28 protein-coding genes are annotated in these 24,921 nt (G+C 74.8%); 13 read left to right on the top strand and 15 right to left on the bottom strand.

The annotated features are described in order from the left end of the window. The first annotated feature begins 15 nt into the window (after positions 1–15). A complete protein-coding gene (locus AB0F01_RS19715) occupies positions 16–408 on the top strand; it encodes a PPOX class F420-dependent oxidoreductase (RefSeq protein WP_362097072.1) in 393 nt (130 codons plus the stop codon). 72 nt (positions 409–480) lie between these two features. Here AB0F01_RS19715 and AB0F01_RS19710 read toward each other — a convergent pair whose 3' ends face one another. Beyond that, positions 481–894 (bottom strand): zinc ribbon domain-containing protein, encoded by a 414-nt coding sequence (locus tag AB0F01_RS19710; RefSeq protein WP_362097069.1) that lies wholly within the window; start codon positions 892–894, stop codon positions 481–483. Positions 895–1,064: 170 nt separating this feature from the next. Next, positions 1,065–1,787 carry a TetR family transcriptional regulator gene (locus tag AB0F01_RS19705; protein ID WP_362097067.1) on the bottom strand — a complete coding sequence of 241 codons (723 nt, stop codon included), beginning with the start codon at positions 1,785–1,787 and terminating at the stop codon, positions 1,065–1,067. A 163-nt stretch (positions 1,788–1,950) separates the two neighbouring features. On the opposite strand from AB0F01_RS19705, the gene AB0F01_RS19700 reads away from it, so the two are divergent. Further along, positions 1,951–2,784, top strand: a complete 834-nt coding sequence (locus AB0F01_RS19700) for a hypothetical protein (RefSeq protein ID WP_362097064.1) — start codon at positions 1,951–1,953, stop codon at positions 2,782–2,784. A gap of 73 nt (positions 2,785–2,857) precedes the next feature. Further along, positions 2,858–3,532: a peptidoglycan-binding protein gene (locus tag AB0F01_RS19695; RefSeq protein ID WP_362097061.1), complete on the top strand. Its 675-nt coding sequence runs from the start codon at positions 2,858–2,860 to the stop codon at positions 3,530–3,532. Between the two features lie 47 nt (positions 3,533–3,579). Here the strand turns inward: AB0F01_RS19695 and AB0F01_RS19690 are convergent, their stop codons facing one another. The 3 genes from AB0F01_RS19690 to AB0F01_RS19680 all read right to left on the bottom strand — a co-directional run bounded on the left by AB0F01_RS19690 (position 3,580) and on the right by AB0F01_RS19680 (position 8,063). After that, positions 3,580–5,946 (bottom strand): SpoIIE family protein phosphatase, encoded by a 2,367-nt coding sequence (locus AB0F01_RS19690; protein ID WP_362097058.1) that lies wholly within the window; start codon positions 5,944–5,946, stop codon positions 3,580–3,582. A gap of 126 nt (positions 5,947–6,072) precedes the next feature. After that, entirely contained in the window at positions 6,073–6,447 is a 375-nt protein-coding gene (locus tag AB0F01_RS19685) for a hypothetical protein (RefSeq protein WP_362097055.1), read from the bottom strand. Between the two features lie 698 nt (positions 6,448–7,145). After that, positions 7,146–8,063, bottom strand: a complete 918-nt coding sequence (locus AB0F01_RS19680) for a MurR/RpiR family transcriptional regulator (protein ID WP_362097053.1) — start codon at positions 8,061–8,063, stop codon at positions 7,146–7,148. A gap of 157 nt (positions 8,064–8,220) precedes the next feature. Between AB0F01_RS19680 and AB0F01_RS19675 the strand changes: the two genes are divergently transcribed. Both AB0F01_RS19675 and AB0F01_RS19670 read left to right on the top strand, forming a co-directional pair. Then, positions 8,221–8,394: a hypothetical protein gene (locus AB0F01_RS19675; RefSeq protein WP_362097050.1), complete on the top strand. Its 174-nt coding sequence runs from the start codon at positions 8,221–8,223 to the stop codon at positions 8,392–8,394. A 21-nt stretch (positions 8,395–8,415) separates the two neighbouring features. Next, positions 8,416–8,823 (top strand): DUF3662 domain-containing protein, encoded by a 408-nt coding sequence (locus tag AB0F01_RS19670; RefSeq protein ID WP_362097047.1) that lies wholly within the window; start codon positions 8,416–8,418, stop codon positions 8,821–8,823. A 387-nt stretch (positions 8,824–9,210) separates the two neighbouring features. Here the strand turns inward: AB0F01_RS19670 and AB0F01_RS19665 are convergent, their stop codons facing one another. Continuing rightward, entirely contained in the window at positions 9,211–9,873 is a 663-nt protein-coding gene (locus AB0F01_RS19665; RefSeq protein WP_362097044.1) for a nucleoside/nucleotide kinase family protein, read from the bottom strand. Between the two features lie 91 nt (positions 9,874–9,964). On the opposite strand from AB0F01_RS19665, the gene AB0F01_RS19660 reads away from it, so the two are divergent. From AB0F01_RS19660 to AB0F01_RS19650, 3 genes are all read left to right on the top strand, one after another. Beyond that, positions 9,965–10,705: a beta-phosphoglucomutase family hydrolase gene (locus tag AB0F01_RS19660; RefSeq protein ID WP_362097041.1), complete on the top strand. Its 741-nt coding sequence runs from the start codon at positions 9,965–9,967 to the stop codon at positions 10,703–10,705. A 205-nt stretch (positions 10,706–10,910) separates the two neighbouring features. After that, on the top strand, positions 10,911–12,428 hold the full coding sequence (locus tag AB0F01_RS19655; protein WP_362097038.1) for a hypothetical protein: 1,518 nt from the start codon (positions 10,911–10,913) through the stop codon (positions 12,426–12,428). A gap of 73 nt (positions 12,429–12,501) precedes the next feature. Continuing rightward, a complete protein-coding gene (locus tag AB0F01_RS19650; RefSeq protein WP_362097035.1) occupies positions 12,502–12,990 on the top strand; it encodes a DUF5709 domain-containing protein in 489 nt (162 codons plus the stop codon). A 380-nt stretch (positions 12,991–13,370) separates the two neighbouring features. Here AB0F01_RS19650 and AB0F01_RS19645 read toward each other — a convergent pair whose 3' ends face one another. After that, entirely contained in the window at positions 13,371–13,592 is a 222-nt protein-coding gene (locus tag AB0F01_RS19645; RefSeq protein WP_362097033.1) for a hypothetical protein, read from the bottom strand. 295 nt (positions 13,593–13,887) lie between these two features. Between AB0F01_RS19645 and AB0F01_RS19640 the strand changes: the two genes are divergently transcribed. Beyond that, positions 13,888–14,130, top strand: a complete 243-nt coding sequence (locus AB0F01_RS19640; protein ID WP_362097030.1) for a chaplin — start codon at positions 13,888–13,890, stop codon at positions 14,128–14,130. Between the two features lie 45 nt (positions 14,131–14,175). Here the strand turns inward: AB0F01_RS19640 and AB0F01_RS19635 are convergent, their stop codons facing one another. The 4 genes from AB0F01_RS19635 to AB0F01_RS19620 all read right to left on the bottom strand — a co-directional run bounded on the left by AB0F01_RS19635 (position 14,176) and on the right by AB0F01_RS19620 (position 18,578). After that, a complete protein-coding gene (locus AB0F01_RS19635; protein WP_362097027.1) occupies positions 14,176–15,384 on the bottom strand; it encodes a PP2C family protein-serine/threonine phosphatase in 1,209 nt (402 codons plus the stop codon). Between the two features lie 186 nt (positions 15,385–15,570). After that, positions 15,571–16,764, bottom strand: a complete 1,194-nt coding sequence (locus AB0F01_RS19630) for a glycoside hydrolase family 64 protein (protein WP_362097024.1) — start codon at positions 16,762–16,764, stop codon at positions 15,571–15,573. 286 nt (positions 16,765–17,050) lie between these two features. Continuing rightward, positions 17,051–17,938 carry a Gfo/Idh/MocA family oxidoreductase gene (locus tag AB0F01_RS19625; protein ID WP_362097021.1) on the bottom strand — a complete coding sequence of 296 codons (888 nt, stop codon included), beginning with the start codon at positions 17,936–17,938 and terminating at the stop codon, positions 17,051–17,053. Positions 17,939–18,170: 232 nt separating this feature from the next. Continuing rightward, positions 18,171–18,578 carry a VOC family protein gene (locus AB0F01_RS19620; RefSeq protein ID WP_362097020.1) on the bottom strand — a complete coding sequence of 136 codons (408 nt, stop codon included), beginning with the start codon at positions 18,576–18,578 and terminating at the stop codon, positions 18,171–18,173. A 250-nt stretch (positions 18,579–18,828) separates the two neighbouring features. On the opposite strand from AB0F01_RS19620, the gene AB0F01_RS19615 reads away from it, so the two are divergent. Further along, positions 18,829–19,086, top strand: coding sequence for a DUF5133 domain-containing protein (locus AB0F01_RS19615; protein WP_362097017.1), 258 nt, complete (start codon positions 18,829–18,831; stop codon positions 19,084–19,086). A gap of 110 nt (positions 19,087–19,196) precedes the next feature. Here AB0F01_RS19615 and AB0F01_RS19610 read toward each other — a convergent pair whose 3' ends face one another. After that, the gene (locus AB0F01_RS19610; RefSeq protein WP_362097015.1) at positions 19,197–20,156 is read right to left on the bottom strand and encodes a helix-turn-helix domain-containing protein; all 960 of its coding nucleotides are present in this window, start codon (positions 20,154–20,156) and stop codon (positions 19,197–19,199) included. A gap of 189 nt (positions 20,157–20,345) precedes the next feature. Between AB0F01_RS19610 and AB0F01_RS19605 the strand changes: the two genes are divergently transcribed. After that, positions 20,346–20,828, top strand: a complete 483-nt coding sequence (locus AB0F01_RS19605) for a hypothetical protein (RefSeq protein ID WP_362097012.1) — start codon at positions 20,346–20,348, stop codon at positions 20,826–20,828. Between the two features lie 161 nt (positions 20,829–20,989). Further along, positions 20,990–21,205, top strand: coding sequence for a hypothetical protein (locus tag AB0F01_RS19600; protein WP_362097009.1), 216 nt, complete (start codon positions 20,990–20,992; stop codon positions 21,203–21,205). Positions 21,206–21,242: 37 nt separating this feature from the next. On the opposite strand, the gene tgmB is transcribed toward AB0F01_RS19600, so the two are convergent. The 3 genes from tgmB to AB0F01_RS19585 form a co-directional block, all read right to left on the bottom strand. Then, positions 21,243–22,226, bottom strand: coding sequence for an ATP-grasp ribosomal peptide maturase (gene tgmB / locus AB0F01_RS19595; protein WP_362097006.1), 984 nt, complete (start codon positions 22,224–22,226; stop codon positions 21,243–21,245). Between the two features lie 16 nt (positions 22,227–22,242). Next, on the bottom strand, positions 22,243–22,434 hold the full coding sequence (gene tgmA / locus AB0F01_RS19590) for a putative ATP-grasp-modified RiPP (protein WP_164336612.1): 192 nt from the start codon (positions 22,432–22,434) through the stop codon (positions 22,243–22,245). 119 nt (positions 22,435–22,553) lie between these two features. Beyond that, positions 22,554–22,880 carry a YkvA family protein gene (locus tag AB0F01_RS19585; protein ID WP_362097003.1) on the bottom strand — a complete coding sequence of 109 codons (327 nt, stop codon included), beginning with the start codon at positions 22,878–22,880 and terminating at the stop codon, positions 22,554–22,556. A 269-nt stretch (positions 22,881–23,149) separates the two neighbouring features. Between AB0F01_RS19585 and AB0F01_RS19580 the strand changes: the two genes are divergently transcribed. Next, positions 23,150–24,859: a hypothetical protein gene (locus AB0F01_RS19580; protein WP_362097000.1), complete on the top strand. Its 1,710-nt coding sequence runs from the start codon at positions 23,150–23,152 to the stop codon at positions 24,857–24,859. The last annotated feature ends 62 nt before the right edge of the window (positions 24,860–24,921 follow it).

Below are 24,921 nucleotides of genomic sequence, written 5' to 3'. Positions count from 1 at the left end.
CCTAGACTGCCCGCCATGGATGAAGCGGACCTGGAGCGTCTCGGAGCGGGCAAGTACCTGCTGGTCACCAGCTACCGCAGGAACGGTACGCCGGTGGCCACGCCGGTGTGGGTGGTGCGGGACGGCGACGCGCTCGGGGTGTGGACCGCGGCCGACAGCTGGAAGGTGAAGCGGATCAGGGCTCGCGCCGACGTCCTGGTGGGCCCGTGCGACCTGAGGGGCAACCCCACCGGCGAGCAGCTCCCGGCCACCGCCGTCGTCGTGGACGCGGCGACCACCGCGCGCTACCGGCAGCTGATCGCCCGCAAGTACGGTCTGATGGGCCGGCTGACGCTCCTCGGCAGCCGGCTGCGCCGCGGCCTGGACGGCACCGTCGGGATCCGGGTGACCCCGCCGTACCCCGCCTGACCCCGACTGACCCCGCCCGCGCCGGCCGGCGCCGACGGGTGTGACGGGCCGCCACGGCGGCCCGTCACACCGTCAGGTCCAGGCCCGGTAGGGCTCGTCGACCAGCTGGAAGACCGGCTCGCCGCGCACCGGGTCCTTCGCGGTGGACAGCCGCACCCGGTCACCGCTGTGGATGCCGATGGGCGGGCCCATGACGCGGCCCCGTACGACGAAGCCCTCGGCCATCTCGATGAGGGACACGTTGCGTGCCGCGGGCGTGTTGCGGTGCAGCACGGTGGAGTGGCGGACGGTGCCGAGGCCCTCGCTGCGTTCCGTCCGCAGGTCGCTGCCCTGGCACACCGGGCACAGCAGCCGGTGATACATGGCGGTGCCGCACCAGGTGCAGCGCTGGAAGAGCATGGCGTCCCGGTCCGGGACCTGGGCCTCGAGCACGCCGGTCGCGATACCGGCCGTCTGCTGAACGACGCTCCCTGAGTGGTGGTACACGTTGTCAACTCCCTGCACTGGGCCGGAAACCGGTGCGCGGTCACCCGGGCACACGGGTGCCCGGGACGCCGTGCCACCGGGCACAGCGACAGAGTATGGCACTCAGTGTCACTCGTAAAGGCACTGCGTACCCTCAATGTTCCGGGGGCGGTGTCCCTCGTGCCCGCGCCTCAGCCGTGTCCCCGCGCGCTCTCCAGCTCCCGCACCACCCGCCACAGCGGCACGTCCCGCCGGGACACCACGACCACCACGTCCTCCGGCAGCGCCTGCGACGGCGGAACCGGAACCGTGCCGAAGGCCTCCCGGACCTGTGCCAGGGCGTGGCCGAGCGCCGCCTCGGCGTCGACGCGGTCCGGTGAACGCAGCCAGGAACGCAGGGCGTTGTTGTGCGCGGCGACCACGGCCGCGGCGATCACGTCGGCCCGCAGGGAGCCGTCCGGGTGCCCGGCGAACCGCTCGCGCAGGTACCGGGCCAGCGCCCGCTCGTAGTGCCACACCACCGACAGCTCGTAGGCGCGCAGCCCGGGCACCTGCTTGGTGAGGCGGTAGCGCTGCACCGAGAAGGAGGGGTTCTCGCCGTACATCCGCAGCACCAGCCGCGCCGCGTCGCAGACCCGGGTGACCGGCTCGGCGTCGTCCGGGCTCCCGGCCAGGAACGCCGTCATGTCGGCCAGGCACCGCTCGTGGTCGGGGAAGACCACGTCCTCCTTGGTGGGGAAGTACCGGAAGAACGAACGCCGTCCGACCCCCGCCAGCGCCACGATGTCGTCCACGGTGGTCTGTTCGTAGCCCCGCTCCGTGAACAACCGGAAGGCCGCCGCGATCAGCGCGTCCCGCATCGGCGGCTGCTCGGTCCTGTCACCGCGGCCGGCCGCCGCCCCGCTGGAACCCATGCAGGTGAACGTAGCACCCGGAGCGACCTCCATGGCACTCCGTGCAGCGCCGAACGGTACTGAGTGCTGCACGTACCTGTGCTGTCCCTACCTGTGCTGCCCGGGAACCGGCCGGGACCGGCGCTTCCTATGATCTGACCACGCCGTTTCCCGAGGAGCCCCCATGCCGTCCGCCCGCGCCCGTCTCCTGTACGTCACCGACCTCGCCTACCCGGCCCGCGGGCGCCGCTACTGCGACGAGGACATCTTCCTCACCTCACGGCTGCGCGACGCCTTCGACCTCGCCCTGTGCCACCCCCGGGACGCCGCCGCGCTGCTGGACGGCTTCGACGCCGTGGTGACCCGCAACAGCGGCCCCGTGCTGTACCACCAGGACGCCCACGACGCCTTCCGCGCCCGGGCCGGCGTCACCGGCATCCCGGTCTACAACCCGCTGACCGGCCGTGGCGACATGGCGGGCAAGCAGTACCTCCTCGACCTCACCGCCGCCGGCGAGGCGGTGATCCCCACCGTCGACCGGGCCGAGGACCTGCCCCGGCTGCCGCGGACGGAGCGGTACGTGGTCAAGCCCCGGCGGGGCGCCGACTCCGTGGGCCTGCGCGTGGTGACCGCTGCGGAGGTCCCCGCCCTCGCCGACGGCGAGGTACTGGTCCAGCCCCTGGTGGACTTCGTCCACGAGGTCTCGTTCTACTTCGTCGACGACACCTTCCAGTACGCCCTGTACGCCCCCGACCCCGACCGGCGCTGGCAGCTCCGGCCCTTCCGGCCGAGCCCCGACGACCTGGCCTTCGCCCGGCACTTCGTGGGGTGGAACACCCTGGCCCACGGCATCCAGCGCGTCGACGCCTGCCGCACCCGCGCCGGGGACCTCCTGCTGGTCGAGCTGGAGGACCACAACCCCTACCTGTCCCTCGACGCCCTCGACGACGCGGGACGGGACGCCTTCGTGGCCGCCATGACGACCTCCCTGCACCGCTTCCTGGACGCGCACCGCTGAACCGCCGCGCCCCGCGCCGCGTATCCCTCCGGTGGGGACGACCGTGCCCCGCCCCGGCGCAAGGGAGAGCAGCGTGTCGACACCACCCGGCCCGCGGTCACCGCACGACGGGCCGCCCCTCGAACCCATCCGGGTGCTGCGCCCGCGCCGCACCGACGCCCTCGCCGAACTCTTCCGCGAGTTCGAGCGGGACACGGCGGCCGGCTACGAGGCCGTGACCCTGCCCCGCCCGGCCACGGACCCGGAGGCGGAGACGCGGGAGCTGCCCCCGGTGCCTCCCACCGGCCCGGACCGCCCCCGGACGCCCACCCACAGCCCGGGACAGCGCCGTGCCGCCGTGGTGATCGCCACCGCCGCGGCGGCCGTACTGGGGTTCGGGGGCGCCGCCCTCCTGCACGGCGGGACGGGGGGACAGCCGACGGCGCCCGAACACCGCCCACCGCCCGCCCGGGGCGCGGCGCCCGCGCCCGACCCGGTGACGAGCGCTCCGCCGGAGCCGGTCCCGGCCGCTCCCGGGGTGTTGCGCGAGGGCGACACGGGCCCGCAGGTGAGCGAACTGCAGCAGCGGCTGCTGCGTGTCCCCGACGTCTACCGCGAGGGCGCGACCCACGGCCGGTTCGACACCGCGCTGACCGCGGCCGTCGCCCGCTTCCAGCTCTGGTACGGCATCCGGGGCGACGAGAGCGGCGTCTACGGCGACGACACCCGCCTCGCCCTGGAGTCCCGCACCCCCGCGGGGACCGGGTGACCCCTCCCCGGGGCCGGGTCACCCGGAACGCGCCGTCCGCCGTGCCCTCACTCCTCCTTCTTGGGGACGCGGATGTCCAGGACACACACGTCGTCCCGGCGGTCGTCGCCGGCCAGCATCGTCTCCAGCAGCCTGTGCAGGGACCCGGGCTCCTCGTCCGGATGGTCCGCCACGGCCTCGGCGAGCCGTTCCAGGCCCTGGTCGATGTTCTCCGGCGGGCGCTCCACCAGGCCGTCCGTGTACAACAGCAGCCGGTCGCCCGGCTCCAGCAGGCACTCGGTCTCCTCGTAGTGCGGGGCCGGAGCCGCGCCGAGCAGCATGCCCGGCGGGCGGCGCAGATAGGTCACGCCCCCGTCGCGCAGCAGCAGCGGCGGCGTGTGACCGGCCTGCGCCCAGACGAGCCGGCGTTCCGAGGGCCGGTAGCGGGCCAGCACCATGGTCGCGGTGGCCCGGCTCTCGCGGGAGTGCAGCAGCAGGGTGTTGAGCCGCCCCAGCGCACCGGTCAGCGAGGAGCCGGTGATGACCATGCCCTTCGCGGTGAACCGCAGCTGGGCCATGGTGGCGACGGCGTCGACGCCGTGCCCCGCGACGTCTCCCACCACGAACAGGGCGTCACCGTCGGGCAGTTCGATGGCGCTGAACCAGTCGCCGCCGACGTGGATGTCGGTCTGGGCGGGCAGGTAGGCGACCTCCACCCGCAGTCCCGCGGGGTGCACCGGGTGCCCGGGGAGCGGCAGCAGCGCATGCTGCAGCCGGGCCACCAGCGCCCGCTCGGTGCGCAGCACGTCGTGCTGGGTGAGGATCTCCCGTTCGCTCTCCACCAGGGCCAGCTCGGCGCGCCGCCGCGCGGTGAGGTCCTGGATGAACCCGTGCACGTCGACCGGTCTGCCGTGGACGTCGGCCAGCGCCTCGGCGACCAGCCGCAGGTGCCGCACCCCCCGCTCGGTGCGGATCCGGAACAGCACGTCGAAGGGGCGGCCCCCGCCGAGCATGTCCCGCACGGCGCACTCCAGGGCCGGACGGTCCTCGGGCAGCGCCAGGGTCGCCAGCTCGGTGAGCGGGAGAGGGGCCAGCGCGGGGTCCCGGTCCAGGACGGTGAAGGCATGGGGCGACCAGGAGGCCTCCCCGGTGCTCAGGTCCCAGTTCGCCCAGCCCAGGTTCCCCAGCCGCTGGAGCTCGGCGAGCCGCTGCTCCTGCCGGTCGGAGGGCGCGTGCCGGACCCAGATGACGACGAGCGCGTCCTCCAGCGGAGTCACCCGTACGGAGTACGTCGACAACTCGCGGACACCGTCCACCGTCTCCTCGTGCGCGAACGGCTCACCCTCCTGGCGCTCGCCGCCCGCCAGGGTCGCCAGACAGCACTGCCAGAGCGGTTCGTCCGCCACTCCGGGACGGTACGCGCGCAGCCGCTGCCCCACCGGCTCGCCGCCGTCGCCGCCGAGGAAGGCGCCCGCCTGGGCGGTCGCGGCCTCGATGCGGAAGTCCTCGGTCTCCCCGGTGGAGGTGCGCAGCGGGGTGAGCAGCATCGCCGCCACCGGCAGTGCCTCGAACAGGGAGCCGACGGGGTCGGGCGACGCCACGGCCGAGCGCCGGGCCGGCGCGGTGACCGCGTGCAGCGGGCGGGCGCACAGCCGGGCGATCTCCAGCAACCGGGCCCGGTCACCGGGGGAGAACGGCCGCTCCCCGGTGCGCAGGACGCCCAGGCAGACGTCCGTGCCCTCACCGCGCACCGGCAGCCAGGCCCGCGACCGCCACCGCTCCGGCGGTTCGCCGATGAGCAGGAACCGCTTGCTGTCCTCGGCGAAGTCCTCCAGCCAGAGGGGTTCACCGGTGCGCAGGGCCTCCAGCGGGGCGAGCCCGTTGAACGGCGGGAGCTGCCGCCACCGGGCGGTCTCCCCGGCGTCGAGGCCGGCGTGGCCGACCAGCTCCAGGCTGCCGTCGGGTCGACGGGCGTAGACCACCACCGAGTCTGCTGCCTGCCCGGCCGTGAGGTGCTGGAGCACGTTCCGCGCCAGGTCCTGCGGGGTGAGGACGTGGGCGAGGGCCAGGGCGAGCTCCCGCAGGCCGTCGTCGGAGCCGTCCGGCGCGCCCGGCGCGCGCACGTCGCCGGCGTCGGACGGGGCGTCGTCCGACGCCGGGGAGGCGGTCCGTTCCGACGCCCCCAGTGTGAGCAGGCACTCCTCGAGCAGGCTGTGCCCGGCCGTGACCGAGCGCCGGAGGAGGGTCTCCCCGGCGGCCTCGGCGGAGCACCCGGTCAGAGCCATGACGACCCCCTTGGCGCGCTCCACCACGGCCTCGGTCGCCGCCTGCTCGTGCAGCCGGTCGAGTTCGGCGCGCTGCTGGGCCACGACCCGGGCCATTTCGGCCAGACCGGGAACGCGTCCCTGATCTGCCGGGGTAACAGGCTCGCTCATCACGTGTTGAGCATCGCACACGAATGCTTATTCGAAGACCGCCTTCCCGACCGGTCGGACCGCCGGGCGCCCCACCGGGGGCGGGCGGCGGCACGAGGGCCGACGCCGGGCCGGCGGCGCCGGCGTTCAACGGCCCGCGTCCACCAGGGCCCGGGTGACAGCCCGCACGCTGCGCGCGATGTGCTGCAACTGCATCACCTCGGCCGCGTAGAGCTTGATGGTGTGCTCGATGACACCTTCGTGCAGGCCCAGCCGGGGAAGATCGGCCCGTGCGGTCTGCAGGGCGGTCCGGGCGACCCGGATCTCGTGCTCGACCTGTATCTGCGCGTGCCGGGCGAGCAGTACGGGCTGCCGGAGGAACGCGGGATAGCTCGCGTAACGCGCCGGCACGAGCTCGCGCAGCCACTTGGTGGCCGAGCGCTCCCAGTCGTAGCTGCCGGGGGTCTTGACCTGGCAGGGCCAGTCCGGGCCGAGGCGCGTGGAGGTCACGGTCATGGTCATCGCTTCCGGTGGTGCGGCGTCGCTGGGGTGGACGACGGGACGGGGCGGCCCCGGTCTAGGGGATGACCGGGGCCGCCACGGTGGCCGGGCAAGGGGACGCCCGGCCGAACACCGTGACCGCCGGAGCGGGTAGGACCCGGCGGCTTCGGGTGTTCGCTCTGGAGCCCGGTCGGTGCCTGTGCCGTCCGCGGCGAGGGGTGTGAGCTGCGCATGGGCGGACCGTCTGCTTTCCGGGCGGAACGGGTGGAACAGGTGGAAACGGGTGGAGCAGGTGGAACGGGTGGTGCGGATGAGCGTGTGGTGTGCGCCGTGTGTCGTTGGTGCGAAGCGTGCGGATCGCGTCCCGAGCGGTGGGCCGCGATCCGTGAGCAGTATTTATATATGCCATCTGGTTTGCAAGGCGTATGAAAACATTCATGCGTGCTTCGATCGGGGGGTGGCTGCCCGTGACCGGACGGGCAACGGGGAACTGACGGGACGGCCACGGGAATTCGGGTCGCGCGGCAGCAGGAGCGGGGGATCGCGACCCACGGGACGGGGAGCCGGCGGGGACTGGTCGGGGGCCGTGACCGGCCGCCGTCCTCCGGAAGACCGGCAGGTACGTCACGGCGACGCGGCGGGGGAGGGGACAACGTGATCGCCGGCGCCGGAGGGGGTGTCCGGAGCGCTGAGCGGGGCGCGCCGGGCCCGGCGCGAGATCAGTCCCGCAGGAAGAACTGGAGCTGGTCCGCCACCTGTTCGTACTCCTCCAGCCGCGCCTGGGACCGCTCCGGGTCGGCGTCCGTCATCGCCTGGAGCAGCGCCGCGCACATCACGCCCGGCGCCGCGTAGGAGTCGAAGACGAGGCGCGAGCCGGTACCCGTGGCGAGGGTGACGTCGGCCTCGTCCGCCAGCGGGCCGAGCGCCAGGTCGGTGATCAGCGCCACCTTGAGCCCCGCCTCCCGCGCCACCTTCACGGCCGTCAGCGTCTCGTGCGCGTGCCGGGGCATCGAGAACGCCAGCACCCAGGTGCCGCCCGCCTCCCGCGACTGCAGCAACGCGTCGTAGGCGACGCTGCCGCCCCGGGTCACCAGGCGCACGTCCGGGTGGATGCGGCGGGCGGCGTAGGCGAAGTACTCGGCCAGGGAGACGGAGATGCGCAGACCCAGCACGGTCAGCGGCGCGGACGCGGCGAGGTCGCGGCCCATCGCGATGACCCGGTCGGCGTCCGCGAAGTCCCGTCGCAGGTTCTCCAGGTTCTCGATCTCCGCGTCGACGGCCGCCTGCAGCTCGTTGCCGCGCTCCTCGGCGGCATGACCGCCGGCGAGGGTGCCGAGGGCGATCGACTGCAGCTTCTCCCGGAGCGCCGGATAGCCGCTGAAGCCCACCGCCGACGCGAACCGGGTCACGGAGGGCTGGCTCACCCCGACGCGGTCGGCGAGCTCGGTGATCGAGAGGAAGGCCGCCTCGTTGATGTGGTCGATGAGGTACTGCGCGATGCGCCGCTGCCCGGGGGAGAGCCGGGGCCGGTCGAAGAGCGTGCGCAGCCGGGACGTCGGGGACACGTCGCTGTCCTGCGCCGCCCGGCCCGAGGTGATCGCGGATGCCTGTGCGCGTGCCTGCTGCGGCGATGGCACGTGTCCGCCTCCTTCGTCTCCCACGAGAGTTCAACATAGCTCACGCACCGTGGCGGGCGGCGCCGCTCACCGGACCCGCGGGGATAGCCCGGCGCCCCCGGGGAACCCGCCCCTCCAGCACGAAGGACCCACCCACGACACGAGGAGAGCGACGGAGATGACCGTCCCCGAGGAGAACCGTCCCAAGACCCACGACACCGACGAGACGCTCGGCCGCGCCGACGCGGAGAACGGGACCCACGACCAGGGGGCCACCGGCCGCACGATGCGCGAGGCCCTCGAGGAGGCCGACGTGCGCCCCGACGACTTCGACGACAACCAGGACCGGTGACGTTGCGGCGAGGTGCAGACGATGAGCACGCTGCGCGCGTGGGAGAAGGCCCTGGAGACCCGGTGGGAGGCGCTGCGGGCACGGATCTCCGACCGCGGGCCGGTGGAACTGGTCGACGCCCTGCGGCGTGAGTGCGACCGCCACGCCGTGGTGTCCGCAGGGGGACGGGTGATGGTCCCCAACGCCTACGACGTGGAACTGTCCGGCCCGGTGCACGAGGAACTCACCCGTCGGGGCAGCCGCAGCCGGGTGGGGCAGGCCCTCACCGACAGCCTGGCCCGGCACGCGGCCCGCAAGGGGTACGAGTGGGCGGGCCCCCTCGCCGTCCACGTCGGCCGGTCCGGCGATCTGCCCGACGGCCGCTACCGGGTGGCGAGCACGGTGATGCCGCACGTCAGCGCGGAGGCGTTCGGCAGAGTGAGCCGCTGAGCCGCTGAGCCGCGGGACGGCGGCCGCGCACCCGCCGACGGTTCCGGCCGAAGGTTCCGGTGGGGCCGACAGCCCGGCAGCCATAGTCCGGCCCGACGGCCCTGCCCGCCCCGCCCGTCCTCGCCGTCCTGCCCGCCCGTCGTCCTGCCCGCCCCGCTCGTCCCGTCCGCTTCCCGGGTTGCCGGGCGACCGCGCGGACGGGGCGAGCCCGACGCGCGCGGCGGACGGCAGCGACCGGCGGGACGGGCAGGACCGCGCGACGACGCACCCGCGAGGACTAACCGCCGGGGGCACCCGTCACGACGTGGCTTCGGACGGGACCCGGCCGCGCCCCGCGTCACCGCAGGCGCCGCCGGGGACGGCCGCGCCTCTGTCTCCCGTCCGGGTTCAGTCGTCGCCCGGCGCGGGCAGCGCCGACGCGGGGACCACCAGGTCGGCGCGAGGCATGGTCCGGGCCACCAGGTCGGCGTTGCGCTCGTCGGAGCGCCGCACCCAGGCCACCGCCTCGTCGTACGGCTTGCCGAACTCCACGTGCCGGGCGACCAGTCGCCGGAACCTGTCCTCCTCGTCCGGCGCGCAGAACCACACCTCGTCCAGCAGGGACCGCAACTGCCCCCAGGCGCCCTCCTCGCACAGCAGGTAGTTCCCCTCGGTGACCACCAGGCGCGCCGTCGGCGGCACCGGGATCGCCCCGGCGACCGGCTGCTCCAGCACCCGCTCGAAGGCGGGCGCGTACACGACCTCGTCGTCGGGCTGCGCGCGCAGCCGGACGAGCAGGGCCGCGTACCCGGCGGCGTCGAAGGTGTCCGGCGCGCCCTTGCGGTCCCGGCGGCCGAGCCGTTCCAGTTCGGCGTCGGCGAGGTGGAAGCCGTCCATCGGCACGTGCGTCACCCAGGGGTGCCGTCCGGTGCTGTTCAGCTCGCGCACCAGCCGCTCGGCCAGCGTGGACTTGCCCGCACCGGGGCTGCCGGCGATGCCGAGGATCGCGCGCCGGCCGGTGCGGGGCAGCTCCCGAGCACGGCGGAGGAGGTCGTCGAAGGTCAGCGCCACACCGCAGAGTGTGGCACCGGGGTCCCCGGAGTGTGCCGTGCCCCGCGCCGGTTCCCGCCCCGGGGGCGCCGCACGGGGCACAGTGTCCGGTATGACGGACACGGGTCTGCCCGGCACCATCCGCGCCTGCCTCTTCGACCTCGACGGCGTCGTCACCAGAACGGCCGTGGTCCACGAGGCCGCCTGGAAGGAGATGTTCGACGCCTTTCTGCGCGAGCGGGACGGCGAGGGCTTCCGGCCCTTCACCCCCGCCGACTACGAGAGCCACGTCGACGGCCGTCCCCGGGCCGACGGCGTCCGTGCCTTCCTCGCCTCCCGCGGCATCGACCTGCCGGAGGGGGACCCCGACGACCCGCCCGGCGCCCGCACCGTGCACGGCCTCGGCAACCGCAAGAACACGGCGCTGCTGCACCGCATCCGCACCGACGGCGTCGAGGCGTACGACGGCACACTGCGCTATATCCGCACGGTCCGCGCCGCCGGACTGGGCACCGCGATCGTCTCCTCCAGCGCCAACTGCCGTGACGTGCTGCGCGCGATCCGCGCCGAGGACCTCTTCGACGCACGGGTCGACGCCGGGACCGCCGCCGCACGGGGGCTGGCCGGCAAACCCGCGCCGGACACCTTCGTCGCCGCCGCCCGGGACCTCGGCGTGACGCCCGCGGAGGCGGCCGTGTTCGAGGACGCGCTGGCCGGGATGGAGGCGGGCCGGGCGGGAGGCTTCGGCTTCGTCGTCGGCGTGGACCGCACCGGCCACCGCGACGCCCTGTACGCGCACGGCGCCGACCTCGTCGTCGGCGACCTCGCCGAACTCCCGGGCCCCCCGCCCTGACCGGCGGTCACGGCGGCCGGCAGCCCGGCCCCGCCCGGCGTCCGCCGGCCCGTCACCCCGGGGGCGCCCGCCGGCCGTGTCCTGCCCTGCGAGCCCCGCACGCCGAGGTTAGTTTGACCGTGATGCCCGGATCTCCGCAGCCGGTGCGTGCCTCGGGGCCGCCGCGGGACCGGTACGGACGACCGCGCGGAAACGGGGACGGACGATGGCCGACGGCACCGCTGACCTGCTCCTCGGCAAGCGTCGGCCCGACCGCCCGGCCACCCCCCGGCGGTCCCCGCGGGGCGCCGGGACCCGCCCGCTCGCCGCCGTCGCCGCCGTGTTCACCGTCGCCCAGCTGGTCCTCGTCAGGCCGGTGCTGGGCCTCGGCTGGGACGAGATCGTCTACGTCAGCCAGGTCACCTCCCACCATCCGGCCGCCTTCTTCAGCGCACCGCGCTCGCGCGGTGTCTCCCTGCTGGTCGCACCGGTCGCCTCCTGGTCGTCCTCGACGGTCCTGCTGCGCCTCTACCTGGCCGCGCTGTCCGGGCTCGCCCTGTACGGAGCGCTGCGCGCCTGGCGCGGCCTGTTCCCCACCCGCGTGCTGGTGACCGGCGGCGCGTTCTTCGCCTCCCTCTGGATCACCCTCTTCTACGGCCCGCAGGCCATGCCGAACCACTGGGTCGCGGTCGGCGCGCTGGTGACCGTCGGCTGCTTCCTGCGCCGTCACGAGAATCCCTCCGCCCGGCTCGCGCTGTGGGGTGTCGCGGGCGGGGCGGCGCTCATGGCGGTCATGCGGCCCACCGACGCCGTCTGGGTGAGCGTCCCCCTGGTCGTCCTGGCCCTCGCCCGACGGCACGTGCGGCTCCTGCTCGTCCTCGCCGCCGGGCTCGCGGCCGGCGCCGCCGACTGGATCGTGGCGGCCTTCGTCTCCTACGGCGGACTGGGGGAGCGGCTCGCCGAGGCGTCCCGCATCCAGGGCGGGCTCGGCTGGCATTTCGCGCTCGACGACCAGCTGCGCAGCCTGGGCGGACGTGCGCTGTGCCGCCCCTGCACCGGTTCCATGCCGCACCCGGTGATCACCCTGTGGTGGTTCGCCCTGCCGCTGCTCGCGCTCCTCGCCCTGTATGTGGCCGTACGGGCCGGACAGCTCACGCGCACGCTGCTGCCGCTGGCCTGCGCGAGCACGGCCGCGTTCCCCTACCTGTTCATGATCGGCTACGCGGCCCCCCGCTTCCTCCAGCCGACCTACGCCCTGCTGGCCTTCCCGGTCGCCGCCGCGCTGTGGCACCTCGCCCGGAGGCCCGGCGGCGGATGGCGGCCCGTCCTGGCACCACTGGTCGCGCTGTGCGTGGCCGGGCACCTCGCCGTCCAGTCGACCGTGCTCGTGTACACCGCCGACCGCACCATCGACAGCCGGCGCGACTGGACCCGTACGGCCCGGGAACTGCACCGGCTCGGCGTGGCCCCGCCCTGTCTGCTCACCGGCCACCAGGCCATCCCGATCGGCTACTACACGGGCTGTTCCTCCGGCGCGACCGCGGGCAACAACGCGAACACCACCGTGGCGGCCATCCTGCGCACCGCCGACCGCGTCCCCGTCGCCACCCTCGTCGGCCCGGGAGGCGCGGCCCCCGGTTACGCCCGGTCCTGGCCCGTGCACCGCGTCGGCGACCTGAGGGTCCACGTCGCGCCGCCGCCCGGCCGGCGGACCGGGGCACCCGCACCGCCCGCACGGGATTAGAGATCGCCGCACGGGAAACGCGGATCGGACACCCGGGACCAACGAGACGGCAGAACGCGACAGGGAGGACCGCATGGGCACCGACCCGATGGCGGACGACGCCTACCAGCCCACCGGAAGCAACGAGCAGCAGGAGGACGCCGCCCCCCTGGACATGCAGGACGCGATCGGCGAGCGCACCTACGACGACATGCTCGACGAGGGCTACTCCCCGCCGGAGAAACCGCTGGGAGTGACCAAGCACGGCACCACCGCCGCCGAGCAGAACGAGGGGGAGAGCCTCGACCAGCGGCTGGCCCAGGAGGTGCCGGACGCGTCCGCACCCGTCGGGGACGGGGTGGGCGACCTGCCCGGGGGCGAGGGCGAGCCCGTCGACCCGGAGACCGGCACCGACCGGGCCGGGCGCCTGGTCGCACCGGACGAGGGCCTGCGCCCGGACCGGACGAAGGAGACCGTCGCCGAGGACGTGGGCATCGACGGCGGGGCTGCGGGGGCCGAGGAGGCCGCCATGCACGTCGTCGAGGACGACGCGTCGCTGCCGGAGGACCGGGAGGTTCCCTGACGCCCGGCCGGCCCGGATCCGGGTGACCCGCGAGCGGGCGACTCCGCCCCGTGGACAGGCCGTCGCCGGCCCGCCGCTGCACGCGCCGGGCCGGCGACGGCCTGTCGGGGTACGGGCATGCCGATGTCAACCGTGCTCCCGTGGCGCCGTGCTCCCGGTCGAGGCTTCGCCCATCGGCCCATGAGCCCTTCGGTCACCGGCGCCTCGAGGAGACTCCGTCGGGTGACGGTGCTGTGACGGCTGTGACGGCTGTGACGCCCCATAACTTCTCGTGACGGTGGTGACGTGGCGTCGTGCCGTGTGAGGCGTGGCGTGGTGTCCGCCGCAGGACGGGCGGGGCCGGCCGCGGTCCGGGAGGTTCGGACCGCGGCCGGCGGTGTTCACGGGAGCAGCTTGTCCAGGGCGGCGGGGCCCTCCTCGGCCAGCTTGCGCTTGGCCCATTCGAGGTTCTCCGGTGTGAGGTCCTTGCCGGACGCGAGCACCACGTCCTCCGGCGACACCTCGGTGCCGGTTCGGGCGTGGAGCAGGTTGTCGGGGGTGGTGCCGCCCTCGGGCGGCCGGGACGCGTCGGGCTGCGACGCGTCGGGCTGGGACGTCGGCATCTCTGGCTCCTCGGGTCCGGATCGCTGTAGCGGCCCCCGGTGCGGTCACCGGGTCCGCCCCCCACCATTCGACGCGCGGGCCCGGCGCGCATCCGGAGCGCGGGGGCCGCGCGGTGGAGGGCCGCTCCTTGGCTGCCGGAGTACCTTCCCCGGGCGCCCGGGAAACCTGCTCCGGGGCCCCGGGCACCCGGCGCGCGCCCGGCCGTCCGCCCGTTCGGCCGTCCACCGATGTCGCGGTGGGGAACCCGAGGTGAAGGTGGACTCACATGTCCCCCCGAACGACAGGAGCCTTCCCATGCGCATACGTCTGATCACCGCGGCCGGCCTGGCGAGCGTGGCCCTGCTGGCTTCCGCCGGCACGGCCGTCGCGGACGGCGGTCCGGAGACGGTCGGCGTCGCGTCCAACAGCCCCGGCGTCCTCTCCGGAAACGTCATCCAGATTCCGGTCGACGTGGACGTCAACGCCTGCGGCAACTCGATCAACGTGGTCGGTCTGCTGAACCCGGCGTTCGGCAACACCTGCGTCAACGCCGACTGACCCCGGTCCCGTCGCACGGCTCATCGGCGCCCCCTGCCCCGCCGCTCAGCGCGGGAGCGGCGGGGCGCCGTCGGCGTCCGTGCCGCGGCCGGACCCGCCGGGTGGACGGTCCAGGAGGACCCGGCGCCGTCCCTCCCGGGCGTCCCGTCCGTCCTCGCCGTCGGGCAGTACGGGGGCCAGCACGAGCATCGTGACGTCGTCGTGGACCTCGGGACAGTGCCGCAGGAGGTCCGCCCACACCCGCTCGGCCAGGCCGGCCGGGTCACCGTCGGCGAACCGTGTCAGCCGGTCGGCCAGCGGATAGAAGTCCCCCTGGGCGTCACGGGCCTCGAAGACCCCGTCGGAGGCCAGGAACAGGCGGTCGCCCGGCCGCAGCCGCACCACCGTCTCCACGGGTGCGTCGAGCCCCGCCAGCCCCAGGCCGAGCGGCGTGCACGGCTCGACCTCCAGCTCCGCCGCCCGCCCGTCCCGCAGCAGGAACGGCCCCGGCTGACCGCAGGCCACCAGCCGCGCCGACCGCGCGTCGGCGGAGAAGTCGAGCACCACCGCGGTGGCGAACAACTCGGCGTGCGGGTCGCCCGCCGCGTCCACCCTCAGCCGCCGGTCCAGCCGGGCCGCCACCGCCCCCGCGTCCGGCTCGTCCAGCGCCGCCTCCCGAAACGCGCCCAGCAGCGACGCCACCGTCGCCACCGCCGACAGCCCGTGGCCCTGTACGTCCCCCATGACCGCCCGCACGCCGTACGGCCCGGCGCGGACGTCGAAGAAGTCGCCGCCGACCAGCGTCCCGCGCTGCGCCGCCCGGTACAGGCCCGCGCAGCGCACCGGGCCCACCCGGTCCGGCAGCGCCGGCATCACCGCGCGCTGGGCGGCGCGGGCCACGGCCCGCTCGGTGACCAGCTGGGCGTCCCGACGGCTTCGGATGAAGGACAGCAGCACGCTCAGCACCGCGACGAACGCGACGGTCAGCAGGTCGGTGCTGCCCGGCGCGTCGAGGTTGAACACCGGCGCGCTCAGCACCAGCAGGGTCAGTGCGCCCAGCACGGCGGTGGCGACCGGGCCGTGCGCCAGCACCGCCAGCGGGGGCACGGCCCCGAGCACGAAGCCGATGTCGAGCGGCTCGGAGCTGACCGCCGTGGTCACGCACACGGCCGCGAGCAGGACGACCGGCACCAGCCGGGCCCAGCCCGGCGGCGGTGCTCCGTGCAGATACCCCGTCCGGTCCCGGCGGGGCGGCCCGACACCCAGTCCCCTCACAGGACCACGCTGCTACGCCGGGCGGGAGCGCGCATGTCGGACGGCGCGCGCTCCCGCCGGCGTGCGTGGCCCCGAGGCCGTGGCGCCCGCCTCCGGCGGGCGGGGGCGGGCGGGCCCGGCTCGGCGCTCGCGCGGTGACCGGGGACGGTCGCCCGGACCGGGCCGGCTGGAACCGGCTGGAACGGGCTAGAACCGCGTCAGGGTGAGCCGCAGGCCGGTCGGGGCGGTGTCCTGGATGTAGGAGGCGAAGTCGGCCACGTCGTCGAAGGCGAAGCCGTACGCCCTGCCGTCCTCGGCGGCCTCGTGCACGGCCTTCGAGTAGTGGTTCGTCAGCTCGGTCCGGTAGAAGTCGGACGCGTCGGTGGTCGGCTGGTCGGGGTGGCTGAGCAGCGTGGAGCGGTTGAAGCCCGCACCCAGCACGGCGGCGACCGGTCCGGTCGTTCCGTCGTTGGGCGCGGCGAGCGCGCCGTCGCAGAAGAGCACGTCCCGGGTGGACGGCCGGCCGAACGACACCTGGGCCGGCCCGTCGAAGGTGAACCGGTCCCCGCGCACCCGGCCGGTGAAGGTCCCCGCGTTGGTGGTGACCTTCAGGTCCCGGCCGGTGTAGGTGCTCCACACCTCGTCGATGTAGGGGGCCAGGTAGTCCTTGTCGAACAGGCCGGCGTCCAGTCCGTGGCCGGGGGCGATGATCCGGGTGTCGTCCACGACGAGCCGCGAGTACCCCTCCAGGCCGCGGACGGCCTCGAACGCGGCGGCCCGCCCCCCGTCCCGCACGGTGCCCGTCGTCTGGTCCTCGGCACCGGTCAGCCGCAGGCTCAGGGGCACGCTGAACATGTCGACCATCGTCGTGTTGCAGAACATGCCGGCCGCGTTGTACGTGAACTCCGCGCAGTCGTGCAGGACCCCGTAGTTGGGGTCGGACTCGACCCACCCGGCCGGGTACTGCAGGGCCGCGTTGCCGTCGCCGTCCGCCACCGCCTTGAACTTCAGCCTGCCGCCGAGGGCGACGTAGATGCGGCCGGACATGTGGGGGAGGGAGAGCCGGGTCTCGCCGCTGCCGGCCAGCTCGATGGCGTAGTCGGTGAAGCCGTCGGGGCCGTTGTCCGACAGGGAGACGGGGGCGAGGGTGCCCTCGGGGGTCAGGCGGACCTGCCGGCCGTCCTGGTTGCCGACGATGTAGAGGCGCACGCTCGCGTTGTCGAAGGAGCCGCTGTCGTTGACGATCGTCAGCGGCAGTGCGTCGGCGGCGGTCCGGTCGGCGGGGTCCTCCGCGAGCGCGTGCGGGGCGAGGGCGGCCACGGCGGGCGCGGCCACCGCGGCGCCGCCGAGCACGAAGAGCACCTTGCGACGGCCGAGGGGACGCTGGTGACGGGGAGTCATGTGGGGGGTCTCCTGGGGACTCGTGCGGGTTCCTGGGCGCGCGCCGGCCGACGTGGGGGGTGACCGGCCCCGGGATCGCCCGTTCAGGGAGCGCTCTCAGAGCGGCCGCCGGTACCGGCGCGCGGCCCTGATGGTACGGACGGCGGTCGGCTCCGCCAACGGTCCGACTTGTCCCCTGGCCGCTGCTGACCTGGGCTTTCCATGGACGGGACGGGGCCCGGCACGATTGTTTAACCGCCGTTTAAGGGTGGCTTAAGCGGGTGCCGTGCCGGGCGCCCGAGAAGTGTCAGCGACCGGCGGTGAGCAGGTCCTCCGCGGAGGCGAGGATCTCCGTGACGCGCAGGGCGAAGGCGGCGTCGCAGGGGTGCGGCCGACCGGTGTCCGCGGCGGCGAGCAGGGCGTCCGCGGCGCGGGTCAGGGCCGCCACCTCTCCTTGCGTGGCCTCCGGCAGGCGCGTGACGCCGCTGGTGCCCCGCAGTTCGACGGCCGTCCCGGCGGCGGCCGGCGGAACGGTCAGGCTCAGCGTCAGGGTGCTCGAAGCGCCGCCGGTGTGCTCCAGGACGAGATGCACGGTGTCGCCGGGGCCCGGTGCCGCCGCCACCACCCGACGGGCGTCGCCGAGGACCGGCAGCAGGACGGAGAGGGCGTGCGGGCCGACGTCCCACAGCGCCCCCTTGTCCCGGCGCCAGGGGGAGGCCGCGAACGGGCTGCTGTCCACGGTGAACACCGCACCCAGCCACTCCGCGCGGCCGGTGAACCAGCCGCCCGCCTTCTCCTGTTCGGCGATCCAGGCGGCGGGCTCCGGCTGGAAGCGGGTGGTGAAGAAGACCACCGAGGCCACCCCGGCCCGCTCGGCCGCCTCGACCACCGCCCGCCCCTCGGCCACGGTCGGCGCGAGCGGCTTGTCCAGCAGCAGGTGGCAGCCCGCCCGCGCGGCCCGGACCGCCAGCTCCGCCTGCACGTCCGGGGGGAGCGCGACGGCGACCGCGTCCACGTCGGCGAGCAGTGCGTCGACGTCCGCGTAGGCGCGGGTGCCGTACTGTCCGGCCAGGTCCTCGGCGGCCTCGGGGCGGCGGCCCCAGACGCCGGTGAACTCCAGCTCCGCGTGTTCGCTCAGCGCGGGAGCGTGGGCCAGCCGGGCCCAGGGGCCGGTACCGAGCAGTCCGATGCGCATGCCGTCACCTCTCCACAGGGGGAATCCGCCTCCGGCGGGGAACGCGCCGGAGGTTCCCGCCCGAGCGTGCCACACGCCCCGGGCGCCGGGGATCCGCCGTGCTCCGCGGGGGCCGGGTCCTGCGGGGCCGGGTGGTGAGGGTGGTGCGGGGCGGCGGTCTCGAGGCGGGGGCCGGCTTCTGCGGGCGCCTCCGGGGCCTCGGGGCGGGTCCGCGGTCCGGTGCGGTCCCGGGTCAGCCCTGGGTGATGTCGACCATCCAGGGGGTGCCGAACCGATCCGTACACATGCCGAAGACATCGCCCCACATCTGCCGCTCCAGCGGCACCGTCACGGTGCCGCCGTCGGACAGTTTCTCCCAGTAGCCCCGCAGCTCGTTCTCGTCGGGGCCGCTGAGGCTCACCGAGAAGCTGTCGCCCGGGGCGTACTCGGTCCCGGGCGGGGTGTCGGCGCCCATCAGGCTCAGGCCGTCCGGGCCCTCCAGCATGCCGTGCATGATCTTGTCCGCGTGCGGGGTGCCGGCCTGTCCGAAGTCGCCGAACGTGTGGAGCCGGAGCTCCCCGCCGAAGACGTCCCGGTAGAACTCCATGGCCTGCCGGGCGTCGCCGTCGAAACTCAGGTAGGGGTTGAGGCGCGCGGTCATCGGAACCTCCCTGAAAGGGATGGAAGGTCTGTTTCGCGCAGCGTATCGCGGGGGTCCGACAGCCGCCCCGGGGAGGACGGGTGGGTGAAGGCCGCACGGGGACCCGGGGTGTCGTGGGGCGAACGCGCCGGAGTCTCGCGTCCGGTCGCACCGCGCACGCATTCCGGTCATGTACGACCCGTTGAGTAAAAGAAATGGATGCTTTCGCCGGGTCCGGGCATACGCAGTCAAAGAGAGAGAGGGGCGCTTCGTGCTCGAACCGGATCCCAAGGTCGTCAGGGAACTGCTCACGCGGTACGCGACGTTGCAGATCGCTCAGGCGGAGAGGCATTCGCCGGCCGTGGCGCGGCAGTTGGAGGACGTCAGCTACACGCTCTGCGTGATGACGGGAACGTCCGAGATCCGGACCGCCGTCGCGCGGGCGGACGCCCTCCTCGCGCGCAAGCCGGTCCCGGCCGGCCGGACCGCGCGCACCGAGGGGGAGAGCGGTCTGTCCCTGGCGGTCTGACCCGCGGACGCCACCGCGTCGCGCGGTGGTACGCGACGGAGCCCGGTGGGGACACGGTACGCAGCCGTGTCCCCACCGGGCTCCGTGCCGTCCGCCCCCGGGGGCGGGGCCTAGGAACCGGCCCGCCCGCCCCCCTGGAACGCCGTCCGGTACCCGTACGGCGTGGTCCCCACCACCCTGCGGAAGCGTTCGCGGAACGCCGTCGGCGACCCGAAGCCGGCCTGCCCCGCGATCCGCTCCACCGTGTGATCGCTGTTCTCCAGCAGGTACTGGGCGCGCCGCACCCGGGCCCGCAGCAGCCACTGGACCGGCGTGGTGCCGGTCTGCTCGCGGAACCGCCGGCTGAACGTGCGTTCGCTCATCCCCGCCCGGGCCGCCATCGCGCCCAGGGTGATCTCCCGCGCCAGGTTGTCCTCGATCCACTCCAGGACCGGCTCCAGGTCCGACCCGCGGGGCACCGGCGGGTGCTCGTGCACGATGAACTGGGCCTGGCCACCCTCCCGTTCCAGCGGCATGACCGACATCCGGGCGGCGTTCGCCGCCACCGCGGACCCCAGGTCGCGGCGGATCATGTGCAGGCACATGTCCAGCGCGGCCGCGGCGCCCGCCGAGGTGAGGATGCTGCCGTTGTCGACGTACAGCACATCCGGCCGCACGTCGATCAGCGGGAACTCCCGGGCCAGTTGCTCGGCCGCCACCCAGTGCGTCGTCGCGCGCAGCCCGTCCAGCAGGCCGGTGCGGGCGAGCACGAACGCGCCCACGCACACCGAGGCGATGCGCGTACCTCGCTCCGCCGCCCCGCGCAGCGCCTCCAGCACGGCGGGGGAGGGCGGCGGCCCGTCGGCGACACCCGGGACGATCACCGTGTCGGCGTCCTCCAGGGCCTCCAGCCCCCGGTCCACCCGCAGGGCGAACCCGCCGTCGGCCGGCACCTCGGGTGCGGGGGCGCACAGGCGTACCCGGTAGGCCGGGCGGCCGTCCGGCAGCCGGGTCCAGTCGAAGACCTGAAGGGGGGCCGCCATGTCGAACGGGATGACGCCCGGGAGCGCGAGGACCGCAACGGAGTGCATGCCGCCACGATAGGCGGGTTCCCGCCACTCCCTGTACCTCGCTTCAGGGGGATGAGCGGGAGAATCCCCTGGTCGTGGTGTTGGCGGGAACCCGTTGCCTTCTGTCGTTCCCGCCTCTGGGGAGGACCCGGCGGGCGCGCCTAGCGTGAGGGCGGCGCCGCTTCACGTCCCACTGTCGAAAGGGTCCCGGTGACCAAGTTCCTGCTGTCCCTGCACGTCCTGGCCGCCATCCTCGCGGTCGGCCCGGTGACCGTCGCCGCGAGCATGTTCCCCCCGGCCGTCCGCCGAGCCGCCCCCGACGAGGAGGGGAGCGGCGGGACCGTCCTGACGACGGCCTCCACCACCGTGACGGTGCTGCACCGCATCTGCCGGGTCTACGCGCGGCTCGGGATCGCGGTGCCGGTGCTCGGGCTGGCCACCGCGCTCGCCATGGGCGTCCTGGGGGACGCCTGGCTGGTCGCGTCGATCACGCTGACCGCGGCCGCCGCGGGGATCCTCATCGCCTTCGTCCTGCCCGGTCAGGACGAACTCCTCGCCCGACTCGGCGCCGGCCGGCCGGTGGACCGCGCCGCCACCGCGCGACTGGCCATGTTCACGGGCCTGTTCAACGTGCTGTGGGCGACCGTCACGGTTCTGATGATCGTCCGCCCCGGCTCCACCACCGGAGCCTGACCGCGCGCCGCGGCACGGCCCGGCCGGCGCACGGACACCCATTCGATTGTCCGTTCTGCGTCAACTCGTACGGGGGAAGTGGCACTCCACGGTGTGCGGGCGCCTACACTCGGCACTCGCGTCCCGCTCGGGGACCGCAGAGCAGAAAGGCACGTTGTCGGGTGTTCCAGGATTCCCCCATCTACGACCGACTCATCGCGGAGTGCGGCGATGTGCCCGGACAGGTCCGCCGCGAAGCCGAACGCGTGAGCAGGGAACTGGAGTCGGTCATGCGGCCCCTTCAGTCACCCGGGGCCGTTGCCGGGCTGGACCGGCCGCAGGCCCCGGGCAACGGCTGGCAGCGCACCGCCCTGCTGCCCGGACCGCGGCCGGCCTGACGGCGTCCGGCGGGCCCCGCCGCGCCGGACGCCGTGCTCAGGGCGTCCCCGCCCGCGTTCCGTCCCCGGCCCCCGCCGCGGTGGGGACGGGCCGTGCCAGCCACTCGGCGATGGTGCGGGCGATCGGCTGCTCCGTCTCCACCTCCACAAACCCGAACTGACCGGACTGGTTGCACTCCAGGAACCACCACAGCCCGTCGGCGTCCTCGGCGAAGTCGAAGGCCCCGTACGCCAGTCCGGCCTCGCGCAGATAGGCGCGGACGGCGTCGGCGGTGCGCGGGGGCACGTCCACCGGCTTCCAGGGGGCCGCGGACGCGGCGAAACGCACGTCCACCTCGTCCGGATCCGCGGCCGGATCCGTCTCCTTGCGGGCGGCCAGCAGCCGCTCGCCCACGGCGGTGAGCCGGATGTCGGCCCGCTTGTCGATCCGCCGCTGGAACAGCGTCGGGCCGAACGCCACGGCGGAGAAGTCGGCGTCCGGCGGCACCCGGCTGGTCGGCACGGCCCGCGGCGGATCCTGCGGATGGGCTCCCGACACCGGCTTGACGACCAGGTCCGGGAACCGCTCCGCGAACTCCCGCGCGGCTCGCGGGAACGTGGTGATCACCGTGGCCGGCACCGGCAGGCCGCAGCGCTGCGCCAGCCGCAGCTGCCACGGCTTGTGCCGGGCCTGCCGCGCCGCGTCCGGATGGTTCATCCAGCGCGCGTCCGAACCGCGCAGCATGCCGTAGAGGGCCTGCGAGGCCTCCTCGGTCAGCCACGCCGACGGCTGCGCCGCCCGGCTCGCCGGAGCGCCCGGCCTGCGGACCCACACCGAGCGCAGTCCCCCGATGCTCACCAGCCTTCCCCCGGTGGACAGATGGCCGCGGAACCGGCCGTGGACGTACTCACCGGACAGGGACACCCCGCCGGTGAGATCGGCGGGGTCCAGCCGCACGACCGGGACCCCGCGGCCGTTCAGGTGCACGACCACCATGTCGGCGGTCACGTCCTCCTCACAGGTGAGGATCAGCACGGTCATCGTCTACGGTCCGCTGTCAGTCGTCGAAGTGGGTCTTGGAGCCCGCGGTCGATGTCGTGGTCCCCACCTCCCGCAACAACGCGTGGTCGCAAGCGGCGATCCGTCCGTCGACGAGAACGTTCAACTGCAGTCCGGAGTCGTACGAATACGGAGTGGCGACCGCCAACTCGACCGCCGGACGGGCGTAGTTGAGCGCGAACGGTTGCATCGTCTCTCCCTCGTCGGTGCTGCGCCGACCAGGCGGGGCCACCTGTGCGCCGTTGCCTGGTCCGCCGACTTCTTTTGGCTTCCAGTCACTTATACGAATCGAACGGGTGGTTGGTTTCCTCACGGAGCGTAGTCATCGGCGGGTCGGCGGACGGACCGCCGGGAAGCCGACGGGAGCGCACCCTCGCCGAGGGAGCCGCGCAAGGAGCGCAGGGCGAGCAGCAGGACGCCGATGTCGTCCAGGTAGACCGGGTCGGGCAGCAGGTCCGTGGGCAGGACCAGATAGAGGACGGCGCCCCAGAAGACCCAGCGGGGGCCGGTGGGCAGACCGGCCTGCCGCAGTTCGCGCCTCGTACGGACCAGCCGTACCAGGATCACGAGTGCGGTGGAGAGCAGAACGGCCGCGAGAACCGCGACCACGACGAGCACCACGGCGGTCGAATCCACCAGCCGCCCTCCTCCCGGTGTGCCCCGACACGGGCCTCATGGACTGGATTCCCGTTTCCGGCCCGGGTAAGGGGGCCGGGACCGGACATGTCCGACCCGGTCCGTTTCCCCGCTTCGGCGGCAGCAAACGCGGGATCGTCGCAGGTCATCCCCGTGGCCCAGTCGGGTGGCAGGGGGGTGGTGAGGGGCCTAGTAATGGTCAGCGTAACGCCGCTCGTCGCACGCGGGGGACGCAGGAGCGGCCTCAGCCTTCACCCATGGAGCCGAGTATGACCTCCCAATCCTCGTCGCCCGCGCCGAGCGACCCCGCCATACCTCCCGAGGCCGGTCCGGCGTCCGCGCCCTCCTCGGTGACGGTCACGGCCACCGGGTTCGGGCCCGGGCGGCCGGAATCCGGCCGGGCCCGGTGGGACGACGTCCCCGCCCGGCCCGTGGAGCACGGGCGTCCGGGGCGGCCCCCGACCGCCGGGCGCCCCGCGGCCCGTACCGCCGCGGACCTTCCCGCGCGCCCGGCCCACCCGCCGGCGCCGGCCGGCAGCACGGTGCCCGCCGAGGACCCGGCGGTCACCGTCGCCCCGGCCGGCCGTACCGACCCGGCGGCGGGAGGAAGCCGGACGGATCCGGCGGCCGGTGGGCAGCGGACGGACCCGGTGGCGGAGGCGGGCCCCCACCGGCCGCCCGACCCGGGCCGTCCCGGCGGCCCCGCACCGGTCTGGGACCCGGTGGCCACCGTCGACCTCCTGGACCCGCCGGCCCCGCCCGGCCGTGACGCACACGGCGGAGAACCGCCGGCGGACGGCTCGGCCGACGGCCCGGCGGACGGCTCGGCGGCGTCCGGGGCAGGGGAGTCCGGGCCGGGGAAGTCCGGGGCGGGGGAACCCTTCACGGACCCCGTCAGGGACCTCGTGCAGACCGCCGTCGCGGACCGGCCGCTGGAGGAGGTGGTGGACCTCATCACCTCCCTGGAACGCTCGCCCGCGCACACCCGCGCCGTGGTGGACGCCCTGCGCTCCGCCGGTGTGGACCGTCCCGTCGAGGACGTCACCCGCCTGGTCGCCCTGCTGACCCGCCCGCCGCGCGAGGAGGACAGCGCCGACGAGGTGATCCGGGCCGCCGCGGCGCACCGTCCCGTCGAGGACGTGACCCGCCTGGTGGCGCTGCTGCACAGCGAGCCGCTCGCGCCCCACTGCCGTGAGGAGGCCCTGCGTGCCGCCGCCACCGGCCGGTCCGTCGAGGACCTGGTCGGCCTGATCGACCGTCTCGCGGCCGAGGGGGTGCCCGCCCCGGCGTCCCGCACCGCCCCCGGCCCGGGCTCCGGGCGGACCGACGGTGAACGAGGCCACGACGCACCGGAGTCCGGGCCGGTCCCGGGCCGGGACGGCGGCCGGGGCGTCGGCCGGCGCACGCGCCGCGGCGGCGCCGGTGGGCGGGAGGCCCGCGGGCGGGCGAGGCGTCCGCGTACCGGTGGTGCCCGCTCCGGACCGTCCCGCGCCGAGGCGACCCGTGCCGGAGCGGAGACGGACACCGCCGCCCGGCCGCCCGGGCAGAGGCTCGCGCGGCCGGTGTCCTGGACGAGCCGGTTCAGTGCCGTCCTGCTGATCCTGTGCGCCGTGGCGCACTTCCCGCTGCACCACGACGGTGCCTCGGCCCGGCTGCACGCCCTCGCCCTCGGCCTGTCCCTGCTGTGCCTGGTGACCGGGGCGGCCCTGCTGGTGCGCCCCGGGGCCCTGGTGCTGGCGCTCGCGGTCGTGGTCCCGGCGGTCCTGGCGGCGGCCCACGTCTACGGGCGGTCCCTCCCCACGGCGGTCCCGTCCCGGGCCGCCGACCTCGCCCTGGCACCCCCGTGGCTCGCCGGTGCCGCCGCCGTCACGGCGGCCCTGTCGGCGCTGGCCGCGCTCACCGTGCGGATCGCGTCCCCGCACCCGGGGAGGCGGGGGGCCGCCTGGCCGCCTCCGGAGGCCGGCCGCCTGGCGGACTGAGCCGGACCGAGCGGGGGATCCGGGCCCGGCGTTCCGGCCCGGACCGCGCCGAGGGTCCGGGC

The sequence above is a fragment of the Streptomyces sp. NPDC029526 genome (genome assembly GCF_040637405.1).
In the GTDB taxonomy this organism is placed as follows: Bacteria; Actinomycetota; Actinomycetes; order Streptomycetales; family Streptomycetaceae; genus Streptomyces.
Note: the sequence above shows the minus strand (reverse complement) of the source record. Positions and strands in the feature narration are given on the sequence as shown.

Bases quoted from the DNA above. Each gene is read 5' to 3' on its own strand.
- AB0F01_RS19715 (WP_362097072.1), top strand. From the start codon at position 16: ATGGATGAAGCGGACCTGGAGCGTCTCGGAGCGGGCAAGTACCTGCTG.
- AB0F01_RS19705 (WP_362097067.1), bottom strand. From the start codon at position 1,787: ATGGGTTCCAGCGGGGCGGCGGCCGGCCGCGGTGACAGGACCGAGCAG.
- AB0F01_RS19700 (WP_362097064.1), top strand. From the start codon at position 1,951: ATGCCGTCCGCCCGCGCCCGTCTCCTGTACGTCACCGACCTCGCCTAC.
- AB0F01_RS19690 (WP_362097058.1), bottom strand. From the start codon at position 5,946: ATGAGCGAGCCTGTTACCCCGGCAGATCAGGGACGCGTTCCCGGTCTG.
- AB0F01_RS19685 (WP_362097055.1), bottom strand. From the start codon at position 6,447: ATGACCATGACCGTGACCTCCACGCGCCTCGGCCCGGACTGGCCCTGC.
- AB0F01_RS19675 (WP_362097050.1), top strand. From the start codon at position 8,221: ATGACCGTCCCCGAGGAGAACCGTCCCAAGACCCACGACACCGACGAG.
- AB0F01_RS19670 (WP_362097047.1), top strand. From the start codon at position 8,416: ATGAGCACGCTGCGCGCGTGGGAGAAGGCCCTGGAGACCCGGTGGGAG.
- AB0F01_RS19660 (WP_362097041.1), top strand. From the start codon at position 9,965: ATGACGGACACGGGTCTGCCCGGCACCATCCGCGCCTGCCTCTTCGAC.
- AB0F01_RS19655 (WP_362097038.1), top strand. From the start codon at position 10,911: ATGGCCGACGGCACCGCTGACCTGCTCCTCGGCAAGCGTCGGCCCGAC.
- AB0F01_RS19650 (WP_362097035.1), top strand. From the start codon at position 12,502: ATGGGCACCGACCCGATGGCGGACGACGCCTACCAGCCCACCGGAAGC.
- AB0F01_RS19645 (WP_362097033.1), bottom strand. From the start codon at position 13,592: ATGCCGACGTCCCAGCCCGACGCGTCGCAGCCCGACGCGTCCCGGCCG.
- AB0F01_RS19640 (WP_362097030.1), top strand. From the start codon at position 13,888: ATGCGCATACGTCTGATCACCGCGGCCGGCCTGGCGAGCGTGGCCCTG.
- AB0F01_RS19630 (WP_362097024.1), bottom strand. From the start codon at position 16,764: ATGACTCCCCGTCACCAGCGTCCCCTCGGCCGTCGCAAGGTGCTCTTC.
- AB0F01_RS19625 (WP_362097021.1), bottom strand. From the start codon at position 17,938: ATGCGCATCGGACTGCTCGGTACCGGCCCCTGGGCCCGGCTGGCCCAC.
- AB0F01_RS19620 (WP_362097020.1), bottom strand. From the start codon at position 18,578: ATGACCGCGCGCCTCAACCCCTACCTGAGTTTCGACGGCGACGCCCGG.
- AB0F01_RS19610 (WP_362097015.1), bottom strand. From the start codon at position 20,156: ATGCACTCCGTTGCGGTCCTCGCGCTCCCGGGCGTCATCCCGTTCGAC.
- tgmB (WP_362097006.1), bottom strand. From the start codon at position 22,226: ATGACCGTGCTGATCCTCACCTGTGAGGAGGACGTGACCGCCGACATG.
- tgmA (WP_164336612.1), bottom strand. From the start codon at position 22,434: ATGCAACCGTTCGCGCTCAACTACGCCCGTCCGGCGGTCGAGTTGGCG.
- AB0F01_RS19580 (WP_362097000.1), top strand. From the start codon at position 23,150: ATGACCTCCCAATCCTCGTCGCCCGCGCCGAGCGACCCCGCCATACCT.